At 64.0% G+C, this 25,811-nt stretch carries 24 protein-coding genes; 18 read left to right on the top strand and 6 right to left on the bottom strand.

What is annotated here, in order from left to right; translation table 11 throughout:
* Positions 1-68 precede the first annotated feature (68 nt).
* On the bottom strand, positions 69-1,247 hold the full coding sequence (gene metK / locus CDV44_RS21540; protein WP_087690362.1) for a methionine adenosyltransferase: 1,179 nt from the start codon (positions 1,245-1,247) through the stop codon (positions 69-71).
* A gap of 192 nt (positions 1,248-1,439) precedes the next feature.
* On the opposite strand from metK, the gene CDV44_RS21535 reads away from it, so the two are divergent.
* The 5 genes from CDV44_RS21535 (at position 1,440) to CDV44_RS21515 (ending at position 6,508) form a co-directional block, all read left to right on the top strand.
* Entirely contained in the window at positions 1,440-2,336 is an 897-nt protein-coding gene (locus tag CDV44_RS21535) for a lipid A biosynthesis lauroyl acyltransferase (RefSeq protein WP_058376810.1), read from the top strand.
* Between the two features lie 42 nt (positions 2,337-2,378).
* Positions 2,379-3,230 carry a diaminopimelate epimerase gene (gene dapF / locus CDV44_RS21530; protein WP_087690360.1) on the top strand — a complete coding sequence of 284 codons (852 nt, stop codon included), beginning with the start codon at positions 2,379-2,381 and terminating at the stop codon, positions 3,228-3,230.
* Positions 3,231-3,400: 170 nt separating this feature from the next.
* Entirely contained in the window at positions 3,401-4,078 is a 678-nt protein-coding gene (locus CDV44_RS21525) for a DUF484 family protein (RefSeq protein WP_087690358.1), read from the top strand.
* A gap of 126 nt (positions 4,079-4,204) precedes the next feature.
* Positions 4,205-5,146 (top strand): tyrosine recombinase XerC, encoded by a 942-nt coding sequence (gene xerC, locus CDV44_RS21520; protein ID WP_371328799.1) that lies wholly within the window; start codon positions 4,205-4,207, stop codon positions 5,144-5,146.
* A 147-nt stretch (positions 5,147-5,293) separates the two neighbouring features.
* Entirely contained in the window at positions 5,294-6,508 is a 1,215-nt protein-coding gene (locus tag CDV44_RS21515; RefSeq protein ID WP_058376813.1) for a class I SAM-dependent rRNA methyltransferase, read from the top strand.
* Between the two features lie 53 nt (positions 6,509-6,561).
* Here CDV44_RS21515 and CDV44_RS21510 read toward each other — a convergent pair whose 3' ends face one another.
* Positions 6,562-7,437, bottom strand: coding sequence for a DMT family transporter (locus tag CDV44_RS21510; RefSeq protein WP_087690356.1), 876 nt, complete (start codon positions 7,435-7,437; stop codon positions 6,562-6,564).
* A 135-nt stretch (positions 7,438-7,572) separates the two neighbouring features.
* Here CDV44_RS21510 and CDV44_RS21505 point away from each other — a divergent pair, with 135 nt between their 5' ends.
* From CDV44_RS21505 to hslU, 7 genes are all read left to right on the top strand, one after another.
* Positions 7,573-8,067: a Fur family transcriptional regulator gene (locus CDV44_RS21505; protein ID WP_087690355.1), complete on the top strand. Its 495-nt coding sequence runs from the start codon at positions 7,573-7,575 to the stop codon at positions 8,065-8,067.
* 91 nt (positions 8,068-8,158) lie between these two features.
* Positions 8,159-9,247, top strand: a complete 1,089-nt coding sequence (locus tag CDV44_RS21500; RefSeq protein WP_087690353.1) for a GTP-binding protein — start codon at positions 8,159-8,161, stop codon at positions 9,245-9,247.
* Positions 9,248-9,636: 389 nt separating this feature from the next.
* Positions 9,637-10,056 carry an RNA polymerase-binding protein DksA gene (gene dksA / locus CDV44_RS21495; RefSeq protein WP_058376817.1) on the top strand — a complete coding sequence of 140 codons (420 nt, stop codon included), beginning with the start codon at positions 9,637-9,639 and terminating at the stop codon, positions 10,054-10,056.
* A 274-nt stretch (positions 10,057-10,330) separates the two neighbouring features.
* Complete coding sequence (locus tag CDV44_RS21490; protein ID WP_087690351.1) at positions 10,331-10,804, top strand: hypothetical protein; 474 nt, start codon at positions 10,331-10,333, stop codon at positions 10,802-10,804.
* 296 nt (positions 10,805-11,100) lie between these two features.
* Positions 11,101-13,164, top strand: a complete 2,064-nt coding sequence (locus tag CDV44_RS21485) for a TonB-dependent receptor domain-containing protein (RefSeq protein WP_087690805.1) — start codon at positions 11,101-11,103, stop codon at positions 13,162-13,164.
* A gap of 284 nt (positions 13,165-13,448) precedes the next feature.
* Entirely contained in the window at positions 13,449-14,000 is a 552-nt protein-coding gene (gene hslV / locus CDV44_RS21480; protein ID WP_058376819.1) for an ATP-dependent protease subunit HslV, read from the top strand.
* A gap of 188 nt (positions 14,001-14,188) precedes the next feature.
* Positions 14,189-15,547: an ATP-dependent protease ATPase subunit HslU gene (gene hslU / locus CDV44_RS21475; RefSeq protein ID WP_058376820.1), complete on the top strand. Its 1,359-nt coding sequence runs from the start codon at positions 14,189-14,191 to the stop codon at positions 15,545-15,547.
* A 104-nt stretch (positions 15,548-15,651) separates the two neighbouring features.
* Here hslU and CDV44_RS21470 read toward each other — a convergent pair whose 3' ends face one another.
* Complete coding sequence (locus CDV44_RS21470) at positions 15,652-16,194, bottom strand: response regulator transcription factor (protein ID WP_058376821.1); 543 nt, start codon at positions 16,192-16,194, stop codon at positions 15,652-15,654.
* On the bottom strand, positions 16,191-17,459 hold the full coding sequence (locus tag CDV44_RS21465) for an ATP-binding protein (protein ID WP_087690349.1): 1,269 nt from the start codon (positions 17,457-17,459) through the stop codon (positions 16,191-16,193). Before CDV44_RS21465 ends, CDV44_RS21470 begins: the two co-directional genes overlap by 4 nt.
* Before the next feature lie 218 nt (positions 17,460-17,677).
* Between CDV44_RS21465 and CDV44_RS21460 the strand changes: the two genes are divergently transcribed.
* Positions 17,678-18,178, top strand: coding sequence for a copper chaperone PCu(A)C (locus CDV44_RS21460; RefSeq protein ID WP_087690347.1), 501 nt, complete (start codon positions 17,678-17,680; stop codon positions 18,176-18,178).
* 171 nt (positions 18,179-18,349) lie between these two features.
* On the opposite strand, the gene CDV44_RS21455 is transcribed toward CDV44_RS21460, so the two are convergent.
* Positions 18,350-18,685 carry a hypothetical protein gene (locus tag CDV44_RS21455; RefSeq protein ID WP_087690345.1) on the bottom strand — a complete coding sequence of 112 codons (336 nt, stop codon included), beginning with the start codon at positions 18,683-18,685 and terminating at the stop codon, positions 18,350-18,352.
* Between the two features lie 436 nt (positions 18,686-19,121).
* On the opposite strand from CDV44_RS21455, the gene argB reads away from it, so the two are divergent.
* From argB to CDV44_RS21435, 4 genes are all read left to right on the top strand, one after another.
* Complete coding sequence (gene argB, locus CDV44_RS21450) at positions 19,122-20,027, top strand: acetylglutamate kinase (protein WP_058376825.1); 906 nt, start codon at positions 19,122-19,124, stop codon at positions 20,025-20,027.
* A gap of 135 nt (positions 20,028-20,162) precedes the next feature.
* The gene (locus CDV44_RS21445; protein WP_087690343.1) at positions 20,163-20,855 is read left to right on the top strand and encodes an adenosine nucleotide hydrolase; all 693 of its coding nucleotides are present in this window, start codon (positions 20,163-20,165) and stop codon (positions 20,853-20,855) included.
* Positions 20,856-20,936: 81 nt separating this feature from the next.
* A complete protein-coding gene (locus CDV44_RS21440) occupies positions 20,937-21,971 on the top strand; it encodes a hypothetical protein (RefSeq protein WP_141118780.1) in 1,035 nt (344 codons plus the stop codon).
* Positions 21,972-22,386: 415 nt separating this feature from the next.
* Complete coding sequence (locus CDV44_RS21435; protein ID WP_141118779.1) at positions 22,387-23,058, top strand: hypothetical protein; 672 nt, start codon at positions 22,387-22,389, stop codon at positions 23,056-23,058.
* A gap of 9 nt (positions 23,059-23,067) precedes the next feature.
* On the opposite strand, the gene CDV44_RS21430 is transcribed toward CDV44_RS21435, so the two are convergent.
* A complete protein-coding gene (locus tag CDV44_RS21430) occupies positions 23,068-23,973 on the bottom strand; it encodes a LysR substrate-binding domain-containing protein (protein ID WP_087690338.1) in 906 nt (301 codons plus the stop codon).
* 186 nt (positions 23,974-24,159) lie between these two features.
* On the opposite strand from CDV44_RS21430, the gene mdlC reads away from it, so the two are divergent.
* Positions 24,160-25,788 (top strand): benzoylformate decarboxylase, encoded by a 1,629-nt coding sequence (mdlC, locus tag CDV44_RS21425; protein WP_087690336.1) that lies wholly within the window; start codon positions 24,160-24,162, stop codon positions 25,786-25,788.
* Positions 25,789-25,811: the final 23 nt, after the last annotated feature.

Genomic DNA, 25,811 nt, shown 5'->3' with positions numbered 1-25,811 from the left:
TCGTTACATCTGTACGTTGTCCCGTCTGCCGTCAGCGAGCGCTGACGGTGACAGGCAGCGTGTGAAGCTTACGCGACGGCGCGCAGGCCGGCGTCGGCCAGCAGGGCGTCGGCGCGGTCCGTGGCTTCCCACGTGAATTCCGGCTCTTCACGGCCGAAGTGACCGTAGGCAGCCGTCTTCTCGTAGATCGGACGCAGCAGGTCGAGCATCTGGATGATGCCCTTCGGACGCAGGTCGAAATGCTTTTCGATCAGCTCGGCGATACGTTGATCGCTGATCTTGCCCGTGCCGAACGTGTTGACCATGACCGACGTCGGGCGCGCCACGCCAATGGCGTACGACACCTGAATCACGCACTTCGAGGCCAGACCGGCAGCCACGATATTCTTCGCGACATAGCGGCCGGCGTAGGCGGCGGAGCGGTCGACCTTCGACGGATCTTTGCCCGAGAACGCGCCACCGCCGTGCGGTGCGGCACCGCCGTACGTGTCGACGATGATCTTGCGGCCGGTCAGACCGGCATCGCCTTGCGGACCGCCGATCACGAAGCGACCGGTCGGGTTCACCAGGAACTTGATGTCGCCCTTGATCAGCTCGGCGGGGAGCACCGGCTTGATGATTTCTTCGATGACGGCTTCGCGCAGCGCTTCCAGACCAATGTCCGGCGAGTGCTGCGTCGACAGCACGACCGTGTCGATGCTGTGCGGACGGCCGTTTTCGTACTTGATGGTGACTTGGGACTTGGCGTCCGGACGCAGCCAGTTCAGGCGGCCGTCGCGGCGCACTTGCGACTGGCGCTCGACCAGACGGTGCGACAGGTAGATCGGCAGCGGCATGAGTTCCGGCGTCTCGTCGCAGGCGTAGCCGAACATCAGGCCTTGGTCGCCGGCACCCTGATCGAGGTTGTCGTCATGGGCACGGTCCACGCCTTGCGCGATGTCGGGCGACTGGCGGTCGTAGGCGACCAGCACGGCGCAGCCCTTGTAGTCGATACCGAAGTCGGTGTTGTCGTAGCCGATGCGGCGAATGGTTTCGCGCGCAACTTGCTGATAGTCCACCGTGGCGGTCGTGGTGATTTCACCCGCGAGCACGACGAGACCGGTGTTGCAAAGCGTTTCGGCGGCGACGCGCGCGTATTTGTCCTGGGTCAGGATCGCGTCAAGGACAGCATCCGAGATTTGGTCAGCGACCTTGTCCGGGTGACCTTCGGATACCGATTCGGAAGTAAAGAGATAGTCGTTCGCCACTTCAGGCTCCTCTGTAACGAATGATTGGCGACTCACGTAGCCGTCATCGGAGAAGAAGCGGCGACGCTTTAGCGGATAAATTAGTCGAATGGGCTGCCTAGATAGGGTGGCTCATTCGAATCGCCCCGCAAGTTGTCAGTTAACTCGGCGATGTCGCTTATTATACGCCCCTGTAGAAAATCTGCTGGCGACATGGCAACCACTCCCAAGAAATCCATCGGGTACTACGTGAGCGTAGGCCTGCTGCGGGGGCTCAACCTGCTCCCCTATAGCTGGGTCGCGCGTTTCGGCGCGGGCCTCGGACAACTTTTGTACCTCATTCCCAGCTCGCGAAAGCGCGTGGTGCACACCAATTTGCGCCTGTGTTTCCCGCACTGGGACGACGCCACCCGCGAGCGCGTGGCGCGGGCGTCGTTCGTGCACGCCATTCGCAGCTACGCCGAGCGCAGCGTGCAGTGGTTTGCCGACGGCAAGAAGCTGGAAAAGCTGATCGAGCTTGATTCGGCCGTGGATCTGCGTGATCCGAACATGCCGCCGACCATCCTGCTCGGGTTCCACTTCGTGGGGATCGAAGCCGGTTCGGTTTTCATCAATTACTCGCTGCACCGGCCCTGTGCCTCGCTCTACACCCCCATGTCGAACCCGGCGTTCGATGCCATGGCCCGGGAGCAGCGCGGCCGGTTCGACGCCGAAATGATCCCGCGCGGTGACAGTGCCCGCGACGTGCTGCGCATGTTTCGCAAGAAGAAACCGGTCATGCTGGCCGCCGATATGGACTACGGCGCGCGCAATTCCACGTTCGTGCCGTTCTTCGGCGTCGAGGCCTGCACGCTGACGTCGGTGTCGCGACTGGCGGAAGTGGGCCGCGCACAAATCCTGCCGTTCATCGGCGAGGTGCTGCCGAATTACAAGGGCTACCGGCTCAAGGTCTTCCCGGTGTGGGAAAACTACCCCAGCGGCGACCCCGACGCCGATGCCCGCCGCATGAACGCGTTTCTGGAAGAACAGATTCTGAAAATGCCGGAGCAGTACTACTGGGTGCACAAGCGTTTCAAGACGCGCCCGGAAGGCCAGCCGGGCGTGTATTGACCGGCACCGGATGCGCGTCGACTTCTCCTCTACAATAGCGGCATGAAGCTCAAATTCACCAAGATGCAAGGCGCCGGTAACGACTTCGTCGTGATCGACGGCATCTCGCAGACCATCGATTTCACGCCGGAACAATGGCGTGCGCTCGCCGACCGCCATTTTGGCGTCGGCGCGGACCAGCTTTTGCTCGTCGAGCGCTCGGCATTGCCGGACGTGGACTTCCGTTACCGCATCTTCAACGCCGATGGCGGCGAGGTCGAGCATTGCGGCAACGGCGCGCGCTGCTTCGTGAAGTTCGTGCGCGATACCGGGCTGACCGACAAGCGCTCGGTACGCGTCGAAGTGCAGCAGGGCGTGATTACGCTCACCGCACGCGAAGACGGGCAGGTCAGCGTGGATATGGGCGCACCGATTCTGACGCCGTCGGACGTGCCGTTCGACGCGAGCGGGCTGGAAGCCCGCCGCGAGGGCGACGACACGCTCTGGCCGCTGGATGTCGCTGGCAAGACCACGTGGATTTCGGTCGTCTCAATGGGCAACCCGCACGCTGTGCAGGTGGTCGAGAACGTCGACACCGCGCCGGTCGAGACCGACGGTCCGCTGGTCGAGCGCCATGCGCGTTTCCCGCGCCGCGTGAACGCCGGTTTCCTGCAAGTAGTCGACAAGCATCAGGCACGCCTGCGCGTATTTGAGCGCGGCGCCGGCGAGACGCTCGCCTGCGGCACGGGCGCCTGTGCTGCCGCGGTGGCGGGCATTCGCCGGGGCTTGCTCGCCTCGCCGGTCGCCATCGAGACACATGGCGGCACCCTCACCATCGAGTGGGATGGCGCCGCCGGCCCGGTCATCATGACGGGGCCCGCCGCAACGGTCTTCGAGGGCACCATCGAGATCTGATACCGTGTTGCCCGCAAGGCGCCCCGTGGCATCGGCCATGGTGAGAACGGGGGCGCCCGCAAGACCGATTTGGTTTCTGAAGCTTCTGATTTCGCGACCCTGACGGCCGCCGGGTCTCCTTGTGCAAGCAGGGGGCGGTGCGGTTTTCGATGAACAGCAGACGGACACTCATGAACGACCGAGATATTGCGGAATACCTGATCGCGCATCCCGACTTTTTCGAACGCCACGCCGAATTGCTGGCCGGCGTGCGCCTGACGAGCCCCCATGGACAGCGGGCGGTGTCGTTGCAGGAGCGTCAGATCGAGATGCAGCGCGAGAAGACCAAGCAGATCGAGCGACGCCTCGCCGAACTGATGCGTTACGGCCACGAAAACGACGATATCTCGGCCAAGCTGCACCGCTGGACCCTCGGCCTGCTCGGCGAGCGCGATCCGCATGCGCTGCCCGATGCCATCGCCCGCGGGCTGCGCGACGTGTTCAACGTGCCGTTCGCCGCTGTACGCGTGTGGAATGTGTCCGCGCCGTATCAACCGGCCGAATTTGCCCGCAGCGTCAGCGAAGAAGTGAAGATTTTCGCGTCGAGTCTGGCCACGCCGTATTGCGGCGCGAACACCGGTTTCGAAGCGGTCACGTGGCTCGGCGCACCGGTCGATCCGGCATCGGTCGCGCTGCTCGCCTTGCGCGATCCGCTCGCACAACAAGGCGCCGACGCCCCGGTGTTCGGCCTGCTGGTAATGGGCTCGGATGACGCCCGCCGTTTCCACGAAGGCATGGCGACCGATTTCCTGTCGCAGATCGGCGAACTCGCGGGCGCGGCGCTGAGCAAGCTGCGCGCGGACGACTGAGTCGACCCGGGCGCCACTGTGGCCAAGCCAGACGCCAAGCCGAAAGCCAAGGCAACGCCCAAGCCGCGCGGCAAAACTGTCACCGGTGCCACCGCTGCCACTGGTGGTGCGCCCGAATCCTCCGATATTCCAGATACGCCTGAAGTCCCCCTTCAGCCGGGCATTCAGGCCTATCTCATCATGCTGGCGAGCGAGCGCAAGCTCGCCGCCCTCACCCTCGAGAACTACACCCGCGACCTGCGGCAATTGCAGGTGATGGCCAAAGGCCGTCCGCTCGACGCGCTGGCGCACGGCGACATCCGCAAGTTCGTGATGCAGATGCACAGTCAGGGGCTGGTTGGCCGCTCGATCGCCCGCAAGCTCTCGGCATGGCGCGGCTACTACGCGTGGCTGGCCCAGCGTTCGGCGCTGGCGGCGAATCCCGTCGATGGCGTGCGAGCGCCGAAACAACCCAAGCCGCTGCCCAAGGCGCTGTCGCCCGATCAGGCGTCGGCGCTGGTCGAGCACTCGACCGGCACCTCGGCCGAGGCGCGGCGCAACCGGGCGATGTTCGAGTTGCTGTACTCGTCGGGGTTGCGGCTGTCGGAGCTGACCGGGCTTGATCATCGCTACGTGGAAGCCGATGGCTATCGCTCCGCAAGCTGGCTGGATCTGGCCGAGCGCGAGGTGATCGTCACCGGCAAGGGCAACAAGCGGCGCCGCGTGCCGGTGGGCGAGAAAGCGGTGCAAGCACTGACTGACTGGTTGAATATCCGCACCGGGCTGACGGCTGCCGAGCCGCACGCCCTGTTTCTGTCCGCACGCGGCAAGCGGATCGGTGCGCGGGCGGTTCAGCAGGGACTATCGCGCCACGCGCTGGCGGCGGGGCTGCCCACGCATGTCCATCCACACATGCTGCGGCATTCGTTTGCGACCCATGTGCTGCAATCGTCCGGCGACCTCCGGGCCGTGCAGGAAATGCTCGGCCACAGCAACATCTCGACCACGCAGATCTACACGAAGCTCGACTTCCAGCATCTGGCCAAGGTCTACGATCAGGCGCACCCGCGCGCGCGCAAGAAGACCTGACTCAGCCGTGGCGCTGCCCCGACTCGGTGTAGAATCGCGTCCTTCCCCAGCAAGTCCCGCCCGTGTGCCGACGCCCAGTCGTGGCGACGCCGCACGCCGTGCCGCAAGACTTGCCGCTCTCCGAATGCAACCGTTGGCCAGCTCCACATGAACACCTTGATCCTCAAGCCCGGCAAAGAAAAATCCTTGCTGCGCCGCCATCCCTGGATTTACGCCACTGCCGTGGCGAATGTGGAAGGCAAACCGGCCTCCGGCGCGACGGTCGTGGTGCGTGCCGCCGACGGCCGCTTTCTGGCGCGCGCCGCGTTCAGCCCGGTCTCGGCCATTCGCGCCCGCGTCTGGACGTTCGACGAGAACGAGCCGGTCGATCACGCCTTCTTCAAACGCCGCGTGGCGGCGGCGCTGGCCTATCGCGAGCAGATGGTGCACGACACCGGCGCGACCCGCCTGATCTTCGGCGAGGCCGATGGCCTGCCGGGCCTGATCGTCGACCGTTACCAATCCGCACCGGGCCAGCCGGCGAGTGACCAACTGGTGTGCCAGTACATGGCCGCTGGCGTGGAAGTGTGGAAAGACGCCATTACCAAGGCGCTCGTGGCCGCAACGGGCTGTCCGAACGTCTATGAACGCTCCGACGCCGCCGTGCGCGAGCGCGAAGGGCTGCCGAGCATTACCGGCGTGCTTGCCGGGGCCGAGCCGCCCGAAGCGCCCGAGTCGCTGACCACGCACGAGTGCGGCGTGAAGTACTACGTCGACGTGCGTCACGGCCACAAGACGGGCTTCTACGTCGACCAGCGCGACAACCGTTTGCTGGTCAAGCAACAGGCCAAGGGCCGCGACGTGTTGAACTGCTTCTGCTATACGGGCGGTTTCTCGCTCGCGGCATTGGCGGGTGGCGCGCAGAGTGTGCTGTCGATCGATTCGTCGGGCGAGGCGCTGGCAATCGGCGCGCGCAACGTCGAACTCAACGGCTTCGACGCCTCGCGCACCGAATGGCGCGACGCCGATGTATTCAAGACGCTGCGGGCCTTGCGGGAAGAGGGACGCACCTTCGACATGATCGTGCTCGACCCGCCGAAGTTCGCGCCGTCGGCGCATCACGTCGACCGTGCCGCGCGTGCGTACAAGGACATCAATCTGGCGGGTTTCAAGCTGCTGCGTCCGGGCGGTCAGTTGCTGACGTATTCGTGCTCGGGGGCTATCGACGCCGATCTGTTCCAGAAGATCGTGGCCGGTGCCGCGGTCGACGCGGGTGTCGATGCGCGTATCCTGCGCCGCCTGTCGGCAGGCATGGATCACCCGATGCTCACGCAATTCCCCGAAGGCGAGTACCTCAAGGGCCTCTGGCTTCAGCGCATCTGAGGTGTGCGGGGGCTCGCGCCCCCAAACGGCCAATCGGCCAATCGGATCGCCGGTCAGCCCAGCGTCAGCGCCACAACCCCCAGCGCAATCAGTACCGCGCCGCCGACCCGGCGGCGCATCTCGCCTTCGCCCAGCAGCCGTACCCCGAGCAGGGCCGCCACCATCATCGACATCTCCCGCGCCGGGGCCACGTGCGAGACAGGCGCGTACTGGAGCGCTGTCAGGATCAGGAAGTAAGACATCGGCGAGATCAGCGCAATCAGCACGATCTTGCGCCAGTTGGCGCGCCAAAGCAGCGACACTCTGGCTGGCCGTGAAAGCGCCACCGGCGCGGATAGCGCCACGCGCACCACGTTCTCGAGGTAGTAGTAGACGAGCGGCACGAGCATCAGCGTCTTGACGGCGTAAGCATCGGCCAGCGTATACGCCGCGATGAAGGCGCCGGTGAGCACGCCCCAGCCGGCCCCGGCATGCATGGTGCCGCGCCGGAACAGCCGCTCGCCGCCAGCGATGATCAGCACGCCGCCGACCACCAGCCCGATGCCGACAAGCGCCAGCCAGCCCGGGCGCTCGCCCAGTAATACGATCGCACCGAGCGACGAGAGCAATGGCCCGGTGCCGCGCGCGAGCGGGTAGACGACCGAGAGATCGCCGACCCGGTAGCCGCGTTGCAGCACCAGCGTGTAGCCATAGTGGAGCAGGGCGCTCAGGGCGATGACGGCCCAGCCGCGCCAGTCCGGCCAGTCAGCGTGTGAGCCGACGAGAAAGAACAGCGCGAGCGGCGTGTAGAGAACGACCGTCAGCAGCGCGTAGAGAAAGACCAGCTGGGGGCCGCCGCCCTCCGTGGTGTCGATGCGTTTGGCCAGAAAATTCCACGTGGCGTGCAGAAAAGCGGCGGTAACAACGAAGGCGAGGGCGGTCGGTGACATGGTGGGAGGCGTTTTTTGTGACAATTGTATGACGCATCGCCTGTCCACTTTCCGCCAATTTGGGTGGACATCCCGTGAAATGCCCACTTTTGCAACTCGGTTGCAGCGTTCACGGCGCTGTGCTTAAATCGATTCATGAGCCTTACTCAACTACAACCGTATCTGGAAGCCGCCCGCGCGAGCTTGCAGGAGCAATCGGGGCGCGTGACTTCGGGACGTGTCCGTGTACTGGCCCTGCTGCTCAAGGCAGGCCGCCCGCTCACCCATCAGGAAGTGCTGGCCGACCTGGCGACCGACACCGATCCGCTCGACCGCGTCACTGCCTATCGCGTGCTCGACTGGCTGGTCGCGCAGGGCTGGGCGATCAAGCAGGCCGGTGACGACCGCATCTTCCGGTTCGTCATGGCCGAGCACGTCGACCCGCAACGGGCCGCGTCGCCGCGTCCGCATACGCAACACGGTCATTTCCGCTGTGTACGCTGCCACCGCACGTTCTGCCTTGACGATTGGCCCCAGCATCCCCAATTAAGTGAGCGCGAACTCAAGCGCCTGCCCAAGGGATTCGTGGGCGAACAGGTCGAGCTGATGATTCACGGCACTTGCGCCCAGTGCGCCGGCGCCACCAACTGACGCGTGCCAAGCCGCTTTTTGCCAGCTCGGGTACATTGAGCGGCATTCCAGCGGCCTGCGGCACACCGCTTCACTACAGGACATTGCATTCATGACCCCCGTCACTATCCTGACCGGCTTTCTCGGCAGCGGGAAAACCACGTTGCTCAAGCGCATCCTGACCGAGGCGCACGGCATGAAGATCGCCGTGATCGAGAACGAGTTCGGCGAAGAGAACATCGACAACGACATCCTCGTGCAGGAAAACGCCGAGCAGATCGTACAGATGAGCAATGGCTGCATCTGCTGCACGATTCGTGGCGATCTGGTGCAGGCGCTGTCCGATCTGAACAGCCAGCGCGACGCCGGCACGATCCAGTTCGACCGCGTGGTCATCGAGACCACCGGTCTGGCCAACCCGGGCCCGGTGGCGCAAACCTTCTTCATCGACGATGAAGTGGCCGACACCTACCGCCTGGACGCCATCATCACGCTGGTGGACGCCAAGCACGCCCAGAAGCAACTCGACGAGCATGAAGTGGTGCAGCGCCAAGTCGGCTTTGCCGACCGTCTGTTCATCACCAAGGCTGATCTGGTGACGCCCGAGGCCGTCGATGACCTGAAGCATCGCCTCGCGCACATGAACCCGCGCGCGCCGCAGCAGGTGGTCGATTTCGGCAAGGCCGATCTGAAAGAGATCTTCGACATTCACGGTTTCAACCTGAACGACAAGCTCGACATCGATCCGGAATTCCTCGCCGCCGACGATCATGATCACGCGCACGACCATGGCCACGACCACGGCCATGACCACGGTGATCATTCGCATTGCGACCACGATCACGGCCATTGCGATCACGAAGGTCACGATCATGGCCACCACCATCATCACGCCCATCACGACGACGCCATCAAGTCGTTCGTGTTCCGCAGTGAAAAGCAGTTTGATCCGGCCAAGCTGGAGGATTTCCTGGGAAGCATCCTCCAGGTGTACGGCGAACGCTTATTGCGTTATAAAGGCGTATTAAACATGCGCGGCATCGACCGCCGGGTCGTGTTCCAGGGCGTGCACCAGATGATGGGCAGCGACGTGGGCACGAAATGGCAACCGGGCGAGACACCGAATACCAAGATGGTGTTCATCGGTGCCGAGCTGCCGAAAGACATCATCCTGCAAGGGCTGGAGCGCTGTCTGGTCTGAGCGGGACCGCCGTTTCGAGCAACGGGAAACCCCTTAAACGGGGCTGTTGACCGATTCGGTTACAATAGCTGCCCACTGGGTTGCCGCCAGCGAATTCACGCGGCATACCGGGGGGAAGGCAGGGGAGCACCGCAATGGCCACCGCCTCTCGCAAGACAGCCACCGCACGCCCCACGCGCCGGGCAGAACCGGCGCCGGATGCGGGCGCCAAGCGTGCTCCAGCAGGCAAGCCGAAGACGGGTGAGAAAGCCGCCGCCAAGAAGGGGCCGCCCAAATCACCCGGCAGGAACGTAACCCAGGACGCCGCCAGCGGCACCGCCGGCAAGCAAGACGCTCCACCCGCTAAAGGAGCGTCGCCGGACTATCCGAAAGAGACGCCACAAAAACCCATGAGCAAGAAAAGACTTTTGACCGAGGCCGAAATTCTGAAGATGGGCGAGAAGGACTACATGAATGAAGATCAACTCGCCTTCTTCAAGGATCGTCTGGAAAAGCTGCAAGAGGAAATTCTGCGTAACGCCGGCCAGACGACCGAGAACCTCCGCGAAACCATTCTCGTACCTGATCCGGCCGACCGCGCCACGATCGAAGAAGAACACGCACTCGAGCTGCGCACCCGCGACCGCGAGCGCAAGCTGCTGAAGAAGGTGCAACAGTCGCTCGCCCGCATCGAATCGGGTGAATACGGCTGGTGCGAAGAAACCGGCGAGCCGATCGGCATCCCGCGTTTGCTCGCACGCCCGACGGCTACGCTGTCGCTCGAAGCACAAGAGCGTCGCGAGCTGCGTCAGAAACTGTTCGGCGATTGATTTGAACGCGATTGGGACCTGATTTGAATCCGATTCAAGCCAGGTTCTAATCGAAAGCCTTAAAGCCAGGCACCGCGCGGTGGCGGTGCTTCGGCCCCTCGGTTTGCAAAGGGCATGTCTTCGTGACATGCCTTTTTTGTTTTCTCTTTTTGATCGAGAGGGCACCCGAGGGGGCTGACTGTCGCCTGCGCGCAACGTCACACAAAGCTCGCGGCAGGGCGCGCTTTATGGCAGAATTGCAACTCAGTTGCAATTGAGCTTTGCCATCTCCTCCATGCCGTCCTTCCCGTTCACCTTCCGATACTGGCGTGCGCGTCTGCGCACCCCGGTGAATCGTGGGCGCAGTGGTTGGGTGGCGTGGCTCATCGTGGCGTTGCTGTGCGTGCAGATGTGGGGCTTGCAGCACGAGATCGTGCACGCCCGGCAACTGGCGGACATCGGCGTGCCGGCGGCGGGCACAGCGACTGGCAATGCGACCGGCACAGACGCCGACGTCGATGACGATGCCGACGCGCAGAACGCATGGGCGCCGGTCAATACGAGCCTCGCTCACACCGCCTACGGCAGTCATCACCATCACTGCCATCTGTTCGAAGGCGCCACGCTGGCGGCCGCCATGGCTGTTGCGGTGCTGGAATGGCGCGCCGATAGCCACACGGATCTCACGCCATCGCGCGCTACCGGCCGCTCGCATGCCAGTGCACTTACGCTGCCGTTCCGCTCTCGCGCCCCGCCTGTCACGGTCTGATCTTCCACGCGCTGCACGCGCGAATTCCCGCTGAAACGTTTTTCATTTGCCCCACAGTTCGACGGCTTTGCCGACGGCTGCGGGCAAGGTCGCCATTCGTCTGCGCCCATGTGGCTGCGGCGCATGTTGTGACGGCGTTCGTGCGTGCCAATCGACGGGTACCCCCGTCGCAGACCTGACAACACAACAACGACATGGCATCTCCTACCTTCAACGTGGCGCGTGCGCGCGCTGCGGTCTCGTTCTCCTTTGCCCCGGTACCGCTCGCCGTAGGTCTGACACTGGCCTTCGCGGCCATGCAGGCGAACGCCGCTGACGCGACCCCCGCCGCCGCCAACGCCACCAACGCCACGCCTAACGCCACCACCGTCCCCACTTCCGCCACCGTCCCCGGTGACGACGCATTGGCACTCTCGACGACCTTCGTCACCGGCAACCCGCTCGGCCGGGCGGCGGCCGACCTCACGGTGCCCGTCACGGCACTCGACGGGCGCGCGCTGGTACTGCGCCGTACCGGCACCCTTGGCGAGACACTCGACGGCTTGCCCGGCGTCTCATCCACGTCTTACGGCCCGAATGTGAGCCGTCCGATCATTCGCGGTCTCGACGGCGACCGCATCCGCGTGCTGCAAAACGGCACGGGCGCGCTCGACGCGTCATCGCTGTCTTACGACCACGCCGTGGCCCAAGACCCGCTCTCCATCGAGCGCATCGAAATCGTGCGTGGTCCGGCGGCGCTGCTCTATGGCGGCAACGCTGTGGGCGGCGTGGTCAACACGATCGACAACCGCATTCCGCGCGAACCAATCAACGGCGTCTCGGGCGCGACCGACCTGAGCTACGGCGGTGCCAATCGCGAGCGTGCGGGCGCGGCGTTGATCGAAGTGGGCAACGGCCAGTTCGCGTTCCACGTCGACGGCTTCGCGCGCAAGAGCACGGACCTGCGCATTCCGGGTTTCGCGCGTTCCGCACAACAACGTGCCCGTGACCCCGAAGGCACCGAACAACCGTCCGGCACCCTGCCCAACAGCAACGGGCAGGCGAGCGGTGCGGCCGTCGGCGCGTCGTGGACGTGGGCGAACGGCTACAGCGGCTTGTCCTACTCCGGTTACGACTCCGACTACGGCACGGTGGCCGAAGAAAACACGCGCATCCGGCTGCGTCAGCAGCATCTCGCACTGGCGAGCGAAGTGCGCAACCTGAGCGGCCCGTTCACGGCCCTCAAGTTCAACTTCGGCTACACCGACTACGAACACAAGGAGATCGAAAACGGTCAGACCGGCACGACCTTCAAGAACCACGGCTACGAAGGACGTATCGAAGCGCGTCACGCGAAGATCGGTCCGTTCGAGGGGGCTGTCGGCGTGCAGTTCGCGCAGAACACTTTCTCGGCACTCGGTGAAGAAGCGTTCGTGCCGAAGAGCGATACCAGCAACGTGGCCCTTTTTGCGCTCGAAGAATGGGCCGTGAATCAAGCGGTGAAGCTCTCGTTCGGCGCGCGCATCGAACACACGCACGTGAAGCCGACGGCCGGTGGCAGCGACCGTTTTGACAATCTGCCCACGCGCAACTTCACGCCGGGCACTGTCTCGGCGGGCGCTGTCTTCGCGCTGGCACCGGCCTGGTCGGTGGCGTTGAACACGTCGTATACCGAACGTGCGCCGACCTTCTACGAGTTGTATGCCAATGGCCCGCACGCGGCGACCGGCATCTGGGAAATCGGCAACGCGCAATCGAAGCTTGAAAAAGCGTTCTCGACCGACCTGTCGCTGCGTTACGCGAGTGGTCCGCACAAGGGCAGCGTCGGGGTGTTCTACAGCCGCTTCTCCAACTTTATTGCGCTGGAAAACACCGGCCGTTCGGTCAATGGGGAAGGCGAGACGGTGACGTCCGGCGGTCTGCCCGTCTATCAATATGCGGGTGTGCCGGCCGAGCTCTACGGCGTGGAAGCCGAAGGCCGCGCCCGGGTGTGGCAGGGCTACGGCAACGTCGATGTGGAACTGCGCGGCGACTACACGCTGGGCCGCAACCGCGACACCGGCGAGCCGCTGCCGCGCATTGCACCGCTGCGTCTGACGGCGGCGCTTGCGTACGGCCTCGGCCCGTGGGGAGCGCGCGTGGAAGTGGTGCATGCGAGCAATCAGGGCCGCGTGCCGGCGGGTGACCTGACGACCAACGGCTACACCACGCTGGGTGCGGCACTCACGTATCAGTTCAAGACCGGTGGCGCGCAGTGGCTGGCGTATCTCAAGGGCGAGAACCTGACGAATCAGGAAGTGCGTCTGGCCAGTTCGTTCCTGCGCGACATTGCACCGCAGGGCGGCCGTGCGGTGCGCGTCGGTCTGCGTACCACCTTCTAAGCAGAACCTGCCGCACAAACGGGGGAATTTCCGAGAAATTCCCCCGTCATTCCCCCCTCCGCATGGTGCAATGCCGCGCGGATGGCGCGTTCCGTGCCTTATCGAACAGCACACAAATCACGTCGAACAAGCTGCCGTCGACGCCTCTTGATATTCCTTCGATTGCCCTAAACTACAGTCACGTCTCGCCCGGTCGGGCACGTTCTCACAGCATGGGGGACGCGCGCGGTGAAGTCCGGGCCAATCGTTACGGGGCGCAAGACGCCCCCCGAAAAGGAACAGGCATGGAGCAATATCACGGCACCACCATCGTCTCCGTTCGGCGCGGCGATCAGGTCGCGCTCGGCGGCGACGGTCAGGTCACGCTCGGCAATATCGTGATGAAGGGCACCGCCCGCAAGGTGCGAACCGTTTATGACGGCAAGGTCATGGTCGGTTTTGCAGGTGCGACGGCGGATGCGTTCTCGCTGCTCGATCGTTTCGAGGCGAAGTTGCAGAAGCACCAGGGTCATCTGACGCGCTCGGCCGTCGAACTCGCCAAAGACTGGCGTACCGACCGCATGCTGCGCCGGCTCGAAGCGATGATGATCGTCGCCGATGCCGAGACCACGCTGGTGATCACGGGCAACGGCGACGTGCTCGATCCGGAAGGCGGCGTGGCCGCGATCGGCTCGGGTGGCTCGTACGCTGAAGCAGCGGCGCGCGCGCTGGTGCAGAACACGGATCTGTCGCCGGCCGAAATCGTGAAGAAGGCGCTCACGATTGCGGGCGACATGTGCATCTACACGAACCAGAACCACATCATCGAGTCGCTGCCGCAGAAGGCTGCGAAGTAACGAATGGCGAGGCGGGTCTGCATGGCAAATCCGCACGGCATTCAATGCAGAGACTCACGACCAACGAGCAGCAAGTGACGACGGTCGACGCGCACGCCGCAGCAGGTGGACTCCTGCGGCGTGACTTGCCGGCCGGGGTATGACCGGCCGGGCGTCACCCTGATCGAAACCCTAATTTGGCGAACGTCATGACCCATATGACCCCCTCCGAGATCGTTTCCGAACTCGACAAACACATCATCGGCCAGAACAAGGCCAAGAAGGCTGTCGCGGTGGCATTGCGTAACCGCTGGCGTCGCCAGCAGGTGGCGGACCCGCTGCGTCAGGAAATCACCCCGAAGAACATTCTGATGATCGGGCCGACCGGCGTGGGCAAGACCGAGATCGCCCGTCGTCTGGCCAAGCTGGCCGACGCGCCGTTCATCAAGGTCGAAGCGACCAAGTTCACCGAAGTGGGCTATGTGGGCCGCGACGTGGACAGCATCGTGCGCGATCTGGCGGAAATCGCCATCAAGCAGACCCGCGAAGCCGAGATGAAGAAGGTGCGCACCACGGCCGAAGATCGTGCCGAAGACCGCATTCTCGATCTGCTGCTGCCGACGGGCCGCGAGTCCTCGCGTGACATCCGCTTCGGTTCGGTGTCGCATGAACCGGAACCCAGCACCGAAGATAACGCCACGCGTCAGACCTTCCGCAAGCGTTTGCGCGAAGGCGCGCTCGACGACAAGGAAGTCGAGCTCGAAGTCGAGATTCCGGCGCAGGGCATGGAAATCATGGGCCCGCCGGGCATGGAAGAAATGACCGAGCAGATCAAGGGCATGTTCGCGAACTTGGGCAACCAGCGCAAGAAGCGCCAGAAGCTCAAGATCAAGGACGCGCTCAAGATTCTGACCGACGAAGAAGCGTCGAAGATGCTCAACGACGAAGAGGTCAAGCAACTGGCGCTGCGTAACGTCGAGCAGAACGGCATCGTGTTCCTCGACGAGATCGACAAGATCGCCACGCGCAGCGAAGTCGGCGGCGGCGACGTGTCGCGTCAGGGCGTGCAGCGCGACTTGCTGCCGCTGGTCGAAGGCACGACCGTGAGCACGAAGTTCGGCATGATCAAGACGGACCACATTCTGTTCATTGCGAGCGGTGCGTTCCATCTGGCCAAGCCGAGCGACTTGATTCCGGAGTTGCAGGGGCGCTTCCCGATCCGTGTCGAACTCGACTCGCTGTCCGTCGAAGACTTCGAATCGATTCTCACGCAGACCGATGCGAGCCTCGTAAAGCAATATCAGGCATTGCTCGCGACGGAAGACGTGGCGCTCGAATTCGCGCCGGACGGCATCAAGCGTCTCGCGGAGATCGCGTTCTCGGTCAACGAACGCACCGAGAACATCGGCGCACGCCGTCTGTACACCGTGATCGAGAAGCTGCTCGAAGACGTCTCGTACAACGCCGGCAAGCAGGCGAATCAGGTCGTCACCATCGACGCCGCTTATGTGGACGCGTCCCTTGGCGAAGTGGCACAGAACGAAGACCTGTCGCGTTACGTGCTGTAAGGCGATCTATCCATCGTTCGCGAAATGAAGAACGGCCCCATTCGGGGCCGTTTTTTTATGCGCGTCGAACTGGCGTCGAAGGTGCGGTGGACGCCTGACGGACCTTACTGCTTGACCGGTCGCTTGAGCAGCTTGCGTTGCAGCGTACGGCGATGCATGTTCAGCGCCCGCGCGGTCGCGGAGATATTGCCGTTGTGCTCGGCGAGCACGCGCTGGATGTGCTCCCATTCGAGGCGCGCCACCGACAGCGGCGACGGGTTTTCGAAGGCCTCGTCGGCCTGCGTCTCGCTGGCATCATTGCGCAACGACGCGAGGATGGTGTCGGCGTTGGCGGGCTTGGCCAGATAGTTGTCGGCGCCGTCCTTGACGGCCTGCACGGCGGTCGCGATGCTCGCGTAGCCCGTCAGCACCAGCATGCGTGCCTTCGGTTGCAAGGCACGCAGCGGCGCGATGAGCGGCAACCCCGAGTCGTGACCCAGATGCAGATCGACCGAGATCAGATCGAACTGACGCGTGCGTGCCGCGAGCAATGCGGCGGCACCGTCGGCGGCAATCTGCACGTCGTAACCGCGGCGCGTGAGGGCGCGAGCCAGCGTTTCGGCGAAAACGACGTCGTCGTCGATGAGAAGAAAATGGGAGGCGTTCATGTCTGACTCCGCGAGCCGAAGAAGAAGGTGGCCATCGGCAGGCGCAGCTCGGCGCGCGTGCCTTGCGGCGTGTTGGGGGTGAGGATGATGTCGCCGCCGAGACGTTGCGCACTGGCAAAGGCGAGATACAGGCCCATGCCGTGTCCGCCGTGTGTGCTCATGACGGGGGAGTTGCCCAGCCGCGTACGCAGCTCGGCAGTCATGCCGGGGCCTTCGTCGCAGACGGTAAAGCGCAGATCGTCGGGGGCCACCGCTACATCGAGCGTGACCGACGACGGACTGAAATACGCAGCGTTATCGAGCAGGATGGTGAGGATCTGCCCGACCTGTACGGTGTCTTCGATACGCGCGGTCAGTTGCGGCGGCACGTGCAACTGAAACTGCACCTGCGGGTGACGCAGGCGCCATTGTGTGGTGAAGGCCGGCAGCCACTCGGCGAGCGCCTGACGCACCGGCGCCGCCGCCCGCATCTGCACGTGGCCGATGGCGCTCTTGCACAGCGCAATCTGTTGCTCAAGCGTCTGCAAATCGGGCTCGAACGGTTTGAGCGAAGCGTTGCCCACACTCTCGCTGCGCAACTCGCCGACGACCACGGCCATGGTGGAGAGCGGTGTGCCGAGTTCATGGGCCACGCTCGCGGCTTGAGCGCCGAGCGCGGCCATGCGCTCGTCGCGCAGCAGGCGTTGTTCCGCACGGGCCAGTTGGGCGTCGCGGGCACGCAGCGCCCGCGACATGCGCGACACGAACCATGCGATCACCAGCACGCTCACCACGAAGTTGACCCACATGCCCGCGAGGTGCAGCCGCAGCAGGTTGCCCGGGTCGGCGAGGTCGAGCGGCACGTACTGGAAGTTCAGCGCGCCATAAGCGACGAGCGAGAGCAATGCCAGTTGCGACGCGTTACGCCAGGGCAGCACGGCGGCGGCAATCGCCAGACCGGGGAGAAACAACGAGACGAAAGGATTGGTGGCGCCGCCCGAGAAGAACAACAGGGCGGTGAGTGCCGCGAGATCGACCAGCAATTGCCCCATCAGATCGAGATCGGTGCGACGCTTGGCGCGTTCCAGCCCACGTCGTGCCCGAATCCAGGTGAGCACGTTGAAGAGCACTTCGAGCGCCACGATGGTGAGCATCGGTTCGAGCGGCAGACGCACGCCGAGCCAGAGTTGGGCGACACCGATAGTGGCCAACTGGCCGACGATGGCCAGACAGCGCAGCCAGAAAAGCTGAACGACGTTGGTTCGCTCGATAGGGAAATGAGTCATACGACAAGTGTACCAAGAGCGGCCCACCGGCCGTCCGGCCGCGCCGGGCGCTGCGACACTCTGCCGCACGCCGAAATTCCATCTATTACGCGGGCGCCACGCATCGCGCGCAGGCCGCGACTACAATGAATGTCCACGTCCTGCGCGACACATCGTCGCGCAACGTCTCATGCGATACAAGGCCGGTATCCGCCGGCCCACAACCAAAAGGAGTTTGCATGAAACATAAGATTTGGGTGGCTGCTGCACTGAGCCTGGCGACGGTCTCGGCATATGCACAGGTCGCCGTCTCCGACGCGTGGGCGCGCGGCACCGTGCCCGGCCAGACCGCCACCGGCGTGTTCATGACGTTGCAGTCGCGCGATGCGACCACGCTCGTCGGCGTGAGCACCCCGGCCGCCGCCACGGCGGAAGTCCATGAGATGAAGCTCGAAGGCACGCTCATGAAGATGCGCGCGCTGCCGAACGGCCTGCCGTTGCCGGCAAACCAGCCGGTACAGCTCAAGCCGGGCAGCTATCACATCATGCTCAACGACTTGAAGGCACAACTGAAGAAGGGCGACACCGTGCCGGTCACGCTGCGCTTCGAGAGTGCCGATCACAAGAAGACAGAGCAGCAAGTGCAAGTGCAGGTGCGCGACCTGACGGCGCCGGCCCCGGCAGCGGGCGGTGCCATGAGCGCCATGCCGGGCATGTCGCACGGCTCGCATAGCCAGTAAGGCAGCGCGGCCATGGCCAACAAGTCGCTCGGTACCCGCCAGAAGCTGATGTTTCGCGGAACGGGCGGCGTGCGCGGGGTGGGTGTCGGCAGTGGCGCGGGTGGCAGCTTTGGTGTTGCCGCGCTACGCGGCAAGCCCCCTGCGCCGGCAGCCCCCGGGCGCAAGCCCGGTTCAGGTCTCGTTGGTGGGGGCCTTGGGGCCGATAGCGCCGATGAGGCTGTCGGTAAGGTCGGCCGGGGTGCCGGTAAGACTGACCCCGGCGGCCACCAGCGCCGCACGAAGACACGCGGGGCATAGGCACGCGCCGACCCCGAGCCGTGCCGAGGCCGGCAGATGCGGCCAGTCGAGACACCAGCAGGTTACGGTCGCTGCGTTGGCACTGGCATCCGCGCTCGCTGCAACCGCAGTGTCCGCCACGGTCGACTGCGCGCCGCACGACACGACGCTGCCGCATTGCGGGCAACGACTGCCTTCGGTGGCCAGTGACGTCTTTCCTTCACCTTCCATACTTGATCCTGAGTCAGTGATTTCCAGCCGGTGAGAAGCGCCCGGCGCTGGACTGCCTATCGTAGCGCCGTCGACGCCTGCCAAGTTGCACAACTGCAACAGCCTTGGCGCTGTCATCGGCTGGCCACAGCACCCGCGACGAAGACCGGTAAACGGCCCATGAGACGGGGTTTGGAAGACGTTGCGGAAAAATCGGCCACTAGCGGGCGTCCGCCATCGAGTGAAAGGGGTGATACGCGGGTGACATCGTAGCCCGGTCACGGGGCGAAATCGGCCGATTTCGCGGGTGCCATCCGACAGGTCCGGAAGGGTAGCGGCACGGGCGCGCGCAGGCAAGACGGAAGTGCTTCCAAAACCGGGCAAAGCCCAGCACGCACGGGCTTCTTGGCTGTACAATTCGCCGTGTTTCTGGTCCACCTGCGAAAACGTTCCCGCCATGTCCGATCTGCAACCGAATTCCATCGACGACATCGCACCCGCTCTCAAAGCCGAGATTCTGGCCGAGGCGATGCCGTACATCCGCAAATATCACGGTAAGACCGTGGTGATCAAATACGGCGGCAACGCGATGACCGAGGAGCGCCTGAAGCAGGGCTTCGCGCGCGACGTCATTTTGCTCAAGCTCGTGGGCATCAACCCGGTCGTGGTGCACGGCGGCGGCCCGCAAATCGATCAGGCACTCAAGAAGATCGGCAAGCAGGGCACGTTCATCCAAGGCATGCGCGTCACGGATGAAGAGACCATGGAAGTGGTCGAATGGGTGCTCGGCGGCGAAGTCCAGCAGGACATCGTGATGCTGATCAACCAATACGGCGGTCAGGCGGTTGGCCTCACCGGCAAGGACGGCGGTCTGATCAACGCCCGCAAGATGCTGATGCCGGATCGCGAGAACGCGGGCCAGTTCATCGACATCGGTTACGTCGGCGAAGTCGACTCGATCAACCCGGCCGTAGTGCGCGCGTTGCAAGACGACGCTTTCATCCCGGTGATCTCCCCGATCGGTGTGGGCGAAGACGGTCAGGCGTACAACATCAACGCCGACCTCGTGGCGGGCAAGCTCGCCACGGTGCTGGGCGCCGAGAAGCTGGTGATGATGACCAACATCCCGGGCGTGATGGACCGCGAAGGCAATCTGCTTACCGATCTGTCGGCACGCGAAATCGACGAACTGTTTGCCGATGGCACGATCTCCGGTGGCATGCTGCCGAAGATTTCGTCGGCACTCGACGCGGCCAAGAGCGGTGTGAAGTCGGTGCACATCGTCGACGGCCGTATCGAACACTCGGTGCTGCTCGAGATTCTGACCGAACAACCGTTCGGCACGATGATCCGTTCGCACTAAGTACGTTGTAAGTACGTTGTAAGTACGTTCCAAGTACGCTGCAACAAGTACGACGCACTAAGTTTCACTGGCGGACCCTGCGGGGTCCGCTTTGCATTGGTCTCCATCAAACGCGTTCGATCTCACCTCGACACCATGCCCACGCCCGCCTTCTTTTCATGGAGCGGCGGCAAGGACTCCTGCCTTGCCCTGCATCACGCCCTGTCTTGCGACGCGAGCGGTGCGCCGCATTTCGACGTGCGCCGTCTGCTGGCGATGTTCGACGAGACAGGTGACAGCTCGCGCTCGCATGGGTTGCCTCGTGAGTTGATGCAGGCACAGGCGGACGCGCTCGGTATTGCGCTCGATATCGGGCAAGCGGGCTGGAGCGGCTACGAAGCGGCATTCATCGCCCGCTTGCAGGCGATGCGCGCCGAGGGCATCACGCACGGGCTCTTCGGCGATATCGATCTGCAACCGCACCGCGATTGGGAAGAAAAGGTGTGCGCGGCGGCGGGCATGACGGCGGTGTTGCCGTTGTGGCAGCGCGAGCGTCTGGTGCTGGCCAATGAGTTCATCTCGCTGGGGTATCGCGCCGTCATCGTGTGCGTCGACGGTCGCTATCTCGGGCCGGAATTCGTCGGTCGCGAGTACGACGGCGCGTTGCTGGCCGACTTGCCGGACAACGTCGATGCGTGCGGCGAGAACGGCGAGTTTCACACGTTCGCATACGCAGGGCCACACTTCGCGCAACCAGTGCCGTGGCGCATCGAGCGTGTCGAAACGATCCATGGCCCGGCCGAGTATGGCGGCACGCCGTACCATCGCGCGAGCATCGTGATGCGGTAATTGCGACACCCGGACGTCCGGCGGCAATAGCTGGGCGTTCGTCGCGGCAACATCATCCCCGATACTTTTCGGAGGATGGTCATGCCTGCAATTCAACCGTATTTGTCGCCGCATGTATCGCCACATGTGTCGCCACAAGTATCGCCACTTGCCCTGTCCCCCGGGGTGCAGAACGCGAGTGGTTCCGCGCTCGCGCCACCGGCGCAAGCCGAAGCGGCCACCTCCCGTGCGGCTGTGTTCGCGGCTAATTTCGGCGTCGCTGCAAACCGCGCAAACTACGCTTCGAGTGGCACGTCTGCGGCGGCGTCGCCGGGCTACACGCGCCACACGCGCCACGCTCGCTCGTCGTTCCCCACGCCCTGCGACACCCGTTACCCGGCAGCGGGCGGTTTCACGCGCCAGAGCCTGTTCGGGCCGCAACGGATTGCGCCGCAGAATCACACGTTATTTCTACGTGCAAACGCCGAGAGCGCCGTGTTCGGAGAACTGCTGGAAATGCTCCGGCCGGTGGATCGATGCCCCAATCGACGCTATGTCTGGAGCGTCGAACTCAGAGATGAACTCGTGCATCGCATGTATTGCCTCGGGATCTTCGCCTACACAACCTTGAACCGCATGGCGACGAAGCACAAAATTCCATCGCTGTTGGTTGACGGTCCGGCGTACTTCCCGGGCACGATCGCCGCTGTCTTTTACGACATCGGTTTCGAAGCGCTAAGGCGTCAGGGCGAGTCGCTTCTGGCAATGGACGCTTTTCCGGCGTTGCGCATCGAGGGGGCGGGCAGGGCGGCGGTGCGAGAGATACTGATGCACCCGACCAACCCGCGGGACCCCTATCACGGCTTTACCGCCTATTTCAAACCGTTGCAGTTCCATGCCCATGCCAACGGCATGCACGACGCCGCCGACATGCTCGATCGCATCACGCGCGACGATTCCTTCGGATCGCCGGTGACGGGGCCTTCCGACGCCGCCAACTTTCTCGCGGACGAGGCGTTGCTGCTCGATGCACACCTACGACAGTGCGAACGTGCCGCCGAACCGAGCGCGTGGGAGAAATTCCTCGCGAACTACGTGCGGCCGGTGATGAAGGCGTGGCGGTTTTCCCGATCGTAAGCCGGGCGTGCAGTTACGTCATTCGAACGTCGGGCCACAACAGCCCCCGGCGGGGCGAGACGACATCATCCCCCCGATATTTCTCCGGAGGATCGATATGCCCGCAATGCAGCCTAATCTTTCGTCAGCCCCAACGCACGGATGCCTGAATGTGAGCGGTCTGGCGCTGGTCCCTAATCTGCCGCCCGACGTCGCCACCTCACGCGCGAGTGCGTTCAATCGCCACTTCGACGCCGTGTCGAACCGCGAGGGCAACGGGGCCGATGGCCCGTCAGCGTCGCGTATCGCGCACTCACGCCGTGCGCGCGAAATTCGTAAAGATGGATGTATCACGCGTTATCCGACGCAGGGGGGATTTACGCGCGACAGTCGATACGCCGCGCAGGAAATCGCACCGCAGGATCACACACGATTCTTGCGTGCGAATGCCGAAAGCGCCTTGTTCGGGGAGCTGCTGACGCTACTCAGACCGAAGCGCGGCTGTCCGAACGGTTATTTTCAAGACAACGCCACGCTGAGAGGCGAACTCTGGAAACGAATCCAGTGCTTGAAAATTGACGGATACGTGTCGGTCAACGGCATGGCGATTACGCACAAGATTCCGTCGTTGCTGATCGACGATACGAAATACCTGCCAGGCTCTGCCCGCGCGATTCTCTACGACATCGGCTTCGAAACGCTAAGCCTCCACGGCCGCGACATCGGCACGATACAGCGTAAGCCGGTCGCAAGGGTCGAGGCCGCTGGCAGGGCCGCAGTCAGACAGATACTCGCTGGAAAACCTGACGCGCGCGATCCTTATCGGGGGTTCACCGACTACTTCAAGGCATTGCAATTCCATGCGCATGCCAACGGGATGCAAGACGCCACCGACATGCTGGATCGCATTACGCGCGACGACTCTTTCGGCCACCCGGTGACCGGCCCGTCAGAAGCGGCGGACTTTCTGGCGAACGATGCGTCAACGCTCAACACGCATTTGCGCCGTTGCCGGGAGGCCGCCAAACCGAGCCGCTGGCAGCGCTTCGTGGGCACCGTCTTCAAATATCGGCCAATCCCGTTGCTGCTCAGACTGCTGCAACGGTGATCGCTTCGTTCACGCGGTGGCCGTCAGCCGCCGCAACTCATCGAGCAACTTCACCGCAGGGCTGGGCAGGATGCCCTGCCGGCGGCGAAACGCCGTCAGCGTGCGGGTCGCGCGCACGGTTGGAATCGGCAGCGTGTCCATCACGCGCGCTTTCGCCTCCACGTCGTACATCGGCTCCGGCATCCACGTCAGAAAGCCGCAGCGCGCCACCATGCTCTTGAGTACCGGCACCGAACGCGTTTCCACGACAATGTTCGGCAGCCCCAGCCCGTGCGCCGCAAACACGCCCTCCATATGCGCGTACGGCGCGGTGCCACGCGGTGGAATGGCCCAGCGCTCGCCCAGCGTATCGGCGAGCGCGATTCGTTTCTGTTTGCGCAGCGGATGATCGCAAGCGGCGACGACAAAGCTGTCGTCCTGCCAATGACAGTCGCCAATCGCCACAATATCGTCGGTGTCGGGGGCTACCGTCGATAGCGCGAGATCGATCTCGTGACGCATCAGCCCCTGCGCCAGTCTGTCCCACACCCCTTCGATGATTTCTACCCGCAGATTCGGCCAGCGCGTCAGCACACGGTCGATCGCGAGCGGCAACACGTGACTGGCAATGGCGCCCACGGCGCCGACCTTGATCGTGCCCTTGGAAAGCCCTCGCAGTGCATCGATTTCTTCACGCGCCAACTCGGCTTCGCGGGCGAGCAGCATCGCGTGCGGCAGCAACGCTTGCCCGACAGCCGTGAGCTCCATCCCCTTGCTGTGGCGCTCGAATACCGCCGCGCCCAGATCGGTCTCCAGTCGCTTGATGGTGCGGCTCAGCGCCGGCTGCGTGAGATGCAGCTCCGTCGCCGCGCGCCCGAGACTGCCGGTGGCGACGATAGTCGTAAACGCACGCAACTGTTGAAGGTTGAGGCTCATGGGCAGGCAATCTCAGGAAATGACGTCACGGAAAAGTCATGCAAAAGCGTAATGACTTCGGCACATAAAAGCAATTCCAGTGCATATATCGGCTGCCTATACTCGCTCGCATCACCCGACGCATCGCCATCGCCCGGATTGCGAAGACGGCCGGGACCAACAAGATCAACGAGACAAGTGCAAGTTATGAACGACAGCCGAGAACTGCGTGCTGGCGAAGCCGCCGGCACCACGACCCAACTCACCGTGCGCGAGGTCGTCATCGATCTGATGCGACGCCACGGCATGACCAAAGTCTTTGCCAACCCCGGCTCCACGGAACTGCCATTGTTCCGTGATTTCCCGGCCGACTTCGAATACGTGTTGGGGCTGCAAGAAGCCGTCGTCGTCGGCATGGCCGACGGCTACGCGCAAGCGACCGGTAACGCGGCGTTCATCAATCTGCATTCGGCGGCCGGCGTAGGCAACGCGATGGGCAACATCTTCACGGCGTTCAAGAACCAGACGCCGCTCATCGTCACCGCCGGGCAACAGGCGCGCTCGATCCTGCCGTTCGATCCGTTTCTCGCCTCGGTGCGGGCCACCGAATTGCCGCAGCCGTACGTCAAGCTCAGCCTTGAACCGGCGCGCGCCGAAGACGTGCCACTCGCGCTGGCACGTGCCTATCACGTCGCAATGCAGGAGCCGAAGGGCCCCGTCTTCGTGTCGATTCCGGTCGACGACTGGGACCGTGCGGCCGAACCCGTGCCGCCGCGTCAGGTAAGCACGCGGGTGCAGCCGGATGCCGCTGCACTCGATCAACTCGGGGCGGCGCTCGATGCGAGCGAGCGTCCGGTCTTTGTCGTCGGTTCGTCGATTGATCGCGCAGGGGCTTTCGATGCCGTGGTCGCGCTGGCCGAACGTCATAACGCGCGCGTATTCACCGCGCCGATGTGCGCGCGCTGCGCCTTCCCGGAAGACCATCGACTGTTTGCGGGCTTCCTGCCGCCGATGCGCGAGAAGATCGTTGGCCTGCTGGGCGGTCACGATCTGATTCTGGTCATCGGCGCACCAGCCTTCACGTATCACGTGGAAGGCGCTGGCCCGCATGTGCCGGCAGGTGCGGCGCTGTTCCAACTGATCGAAGACCCGGGCGTAGCCGCGTGGACGCCGGTAGGCGCCTCCGTCGTCGGCAATGTGCGCCTTGGCGTCGAGGCACTGCTGACGCGCGCGGCCCCTCGGCAGCGGGCCTTGCCCGCGCAGCGCGCCGTCCCGCCGGTGGCGATGCCGGAGAACGGCGACGCCCCGATGTCGACGGCCTTCGCACTGCAAACCCTCGCGAGCCTTCGCGCCGCGCAAGACATCGTCGTCGAAGAAGCCCCGAGCGCGCGCTCGGTCATGCAGCAATACCTACCCTTCACGCAGGCCGGCACGTTCTTCACGATGAACAGCGGCGGCCTCGGCTATTCGATGCCCGCCGCCGTCGGCGTGGCGATGGCCAGCCCGGGCCGCCGCGTGATCGGATTGATCGGCGACGGCTCCGCGATGTACTCGATTCAGGCGCTGTGGAGTGCAGCCCAACTGCGCTTGCCGATCACGTTTGTGATTCTGAACAACCGCCGCTACGCCGCGTTGCAGGACTTCGCGCCGTCGTTCGGCTTCGGTCCGCAAGACCCGGTGCAGGGCACCGATCTGCCGGATCTCGATTTCGTTCACTTGGCGGCAGGCATGGGCGTGCGCGGTGAGCGTGTGACGCAGGCGCTTGCGCTGCGCGACGTCTTGTCGCAGGCCATCGCGAGCGGCGAGACCCGTCTGGTCGAGATCGAGGTGGCATGATGCACAGCGCGCGCAGGCCGATA

Origin of the sequence: Pandoraea sp. PE-S2R-1, assembly GCF_002179865.1 — a bacterium.
Lineage (GTDB): Bacteria > Pseudomonadota > Gammaproteobacteria > Burkholderiales > Burkholderiaceae > Pandoraea.
The sequence above is the reverse complement of the archived record's forward strand: the minus strand, read 5'-3'. Positions and strand labels throughout refer to the sequence as shown.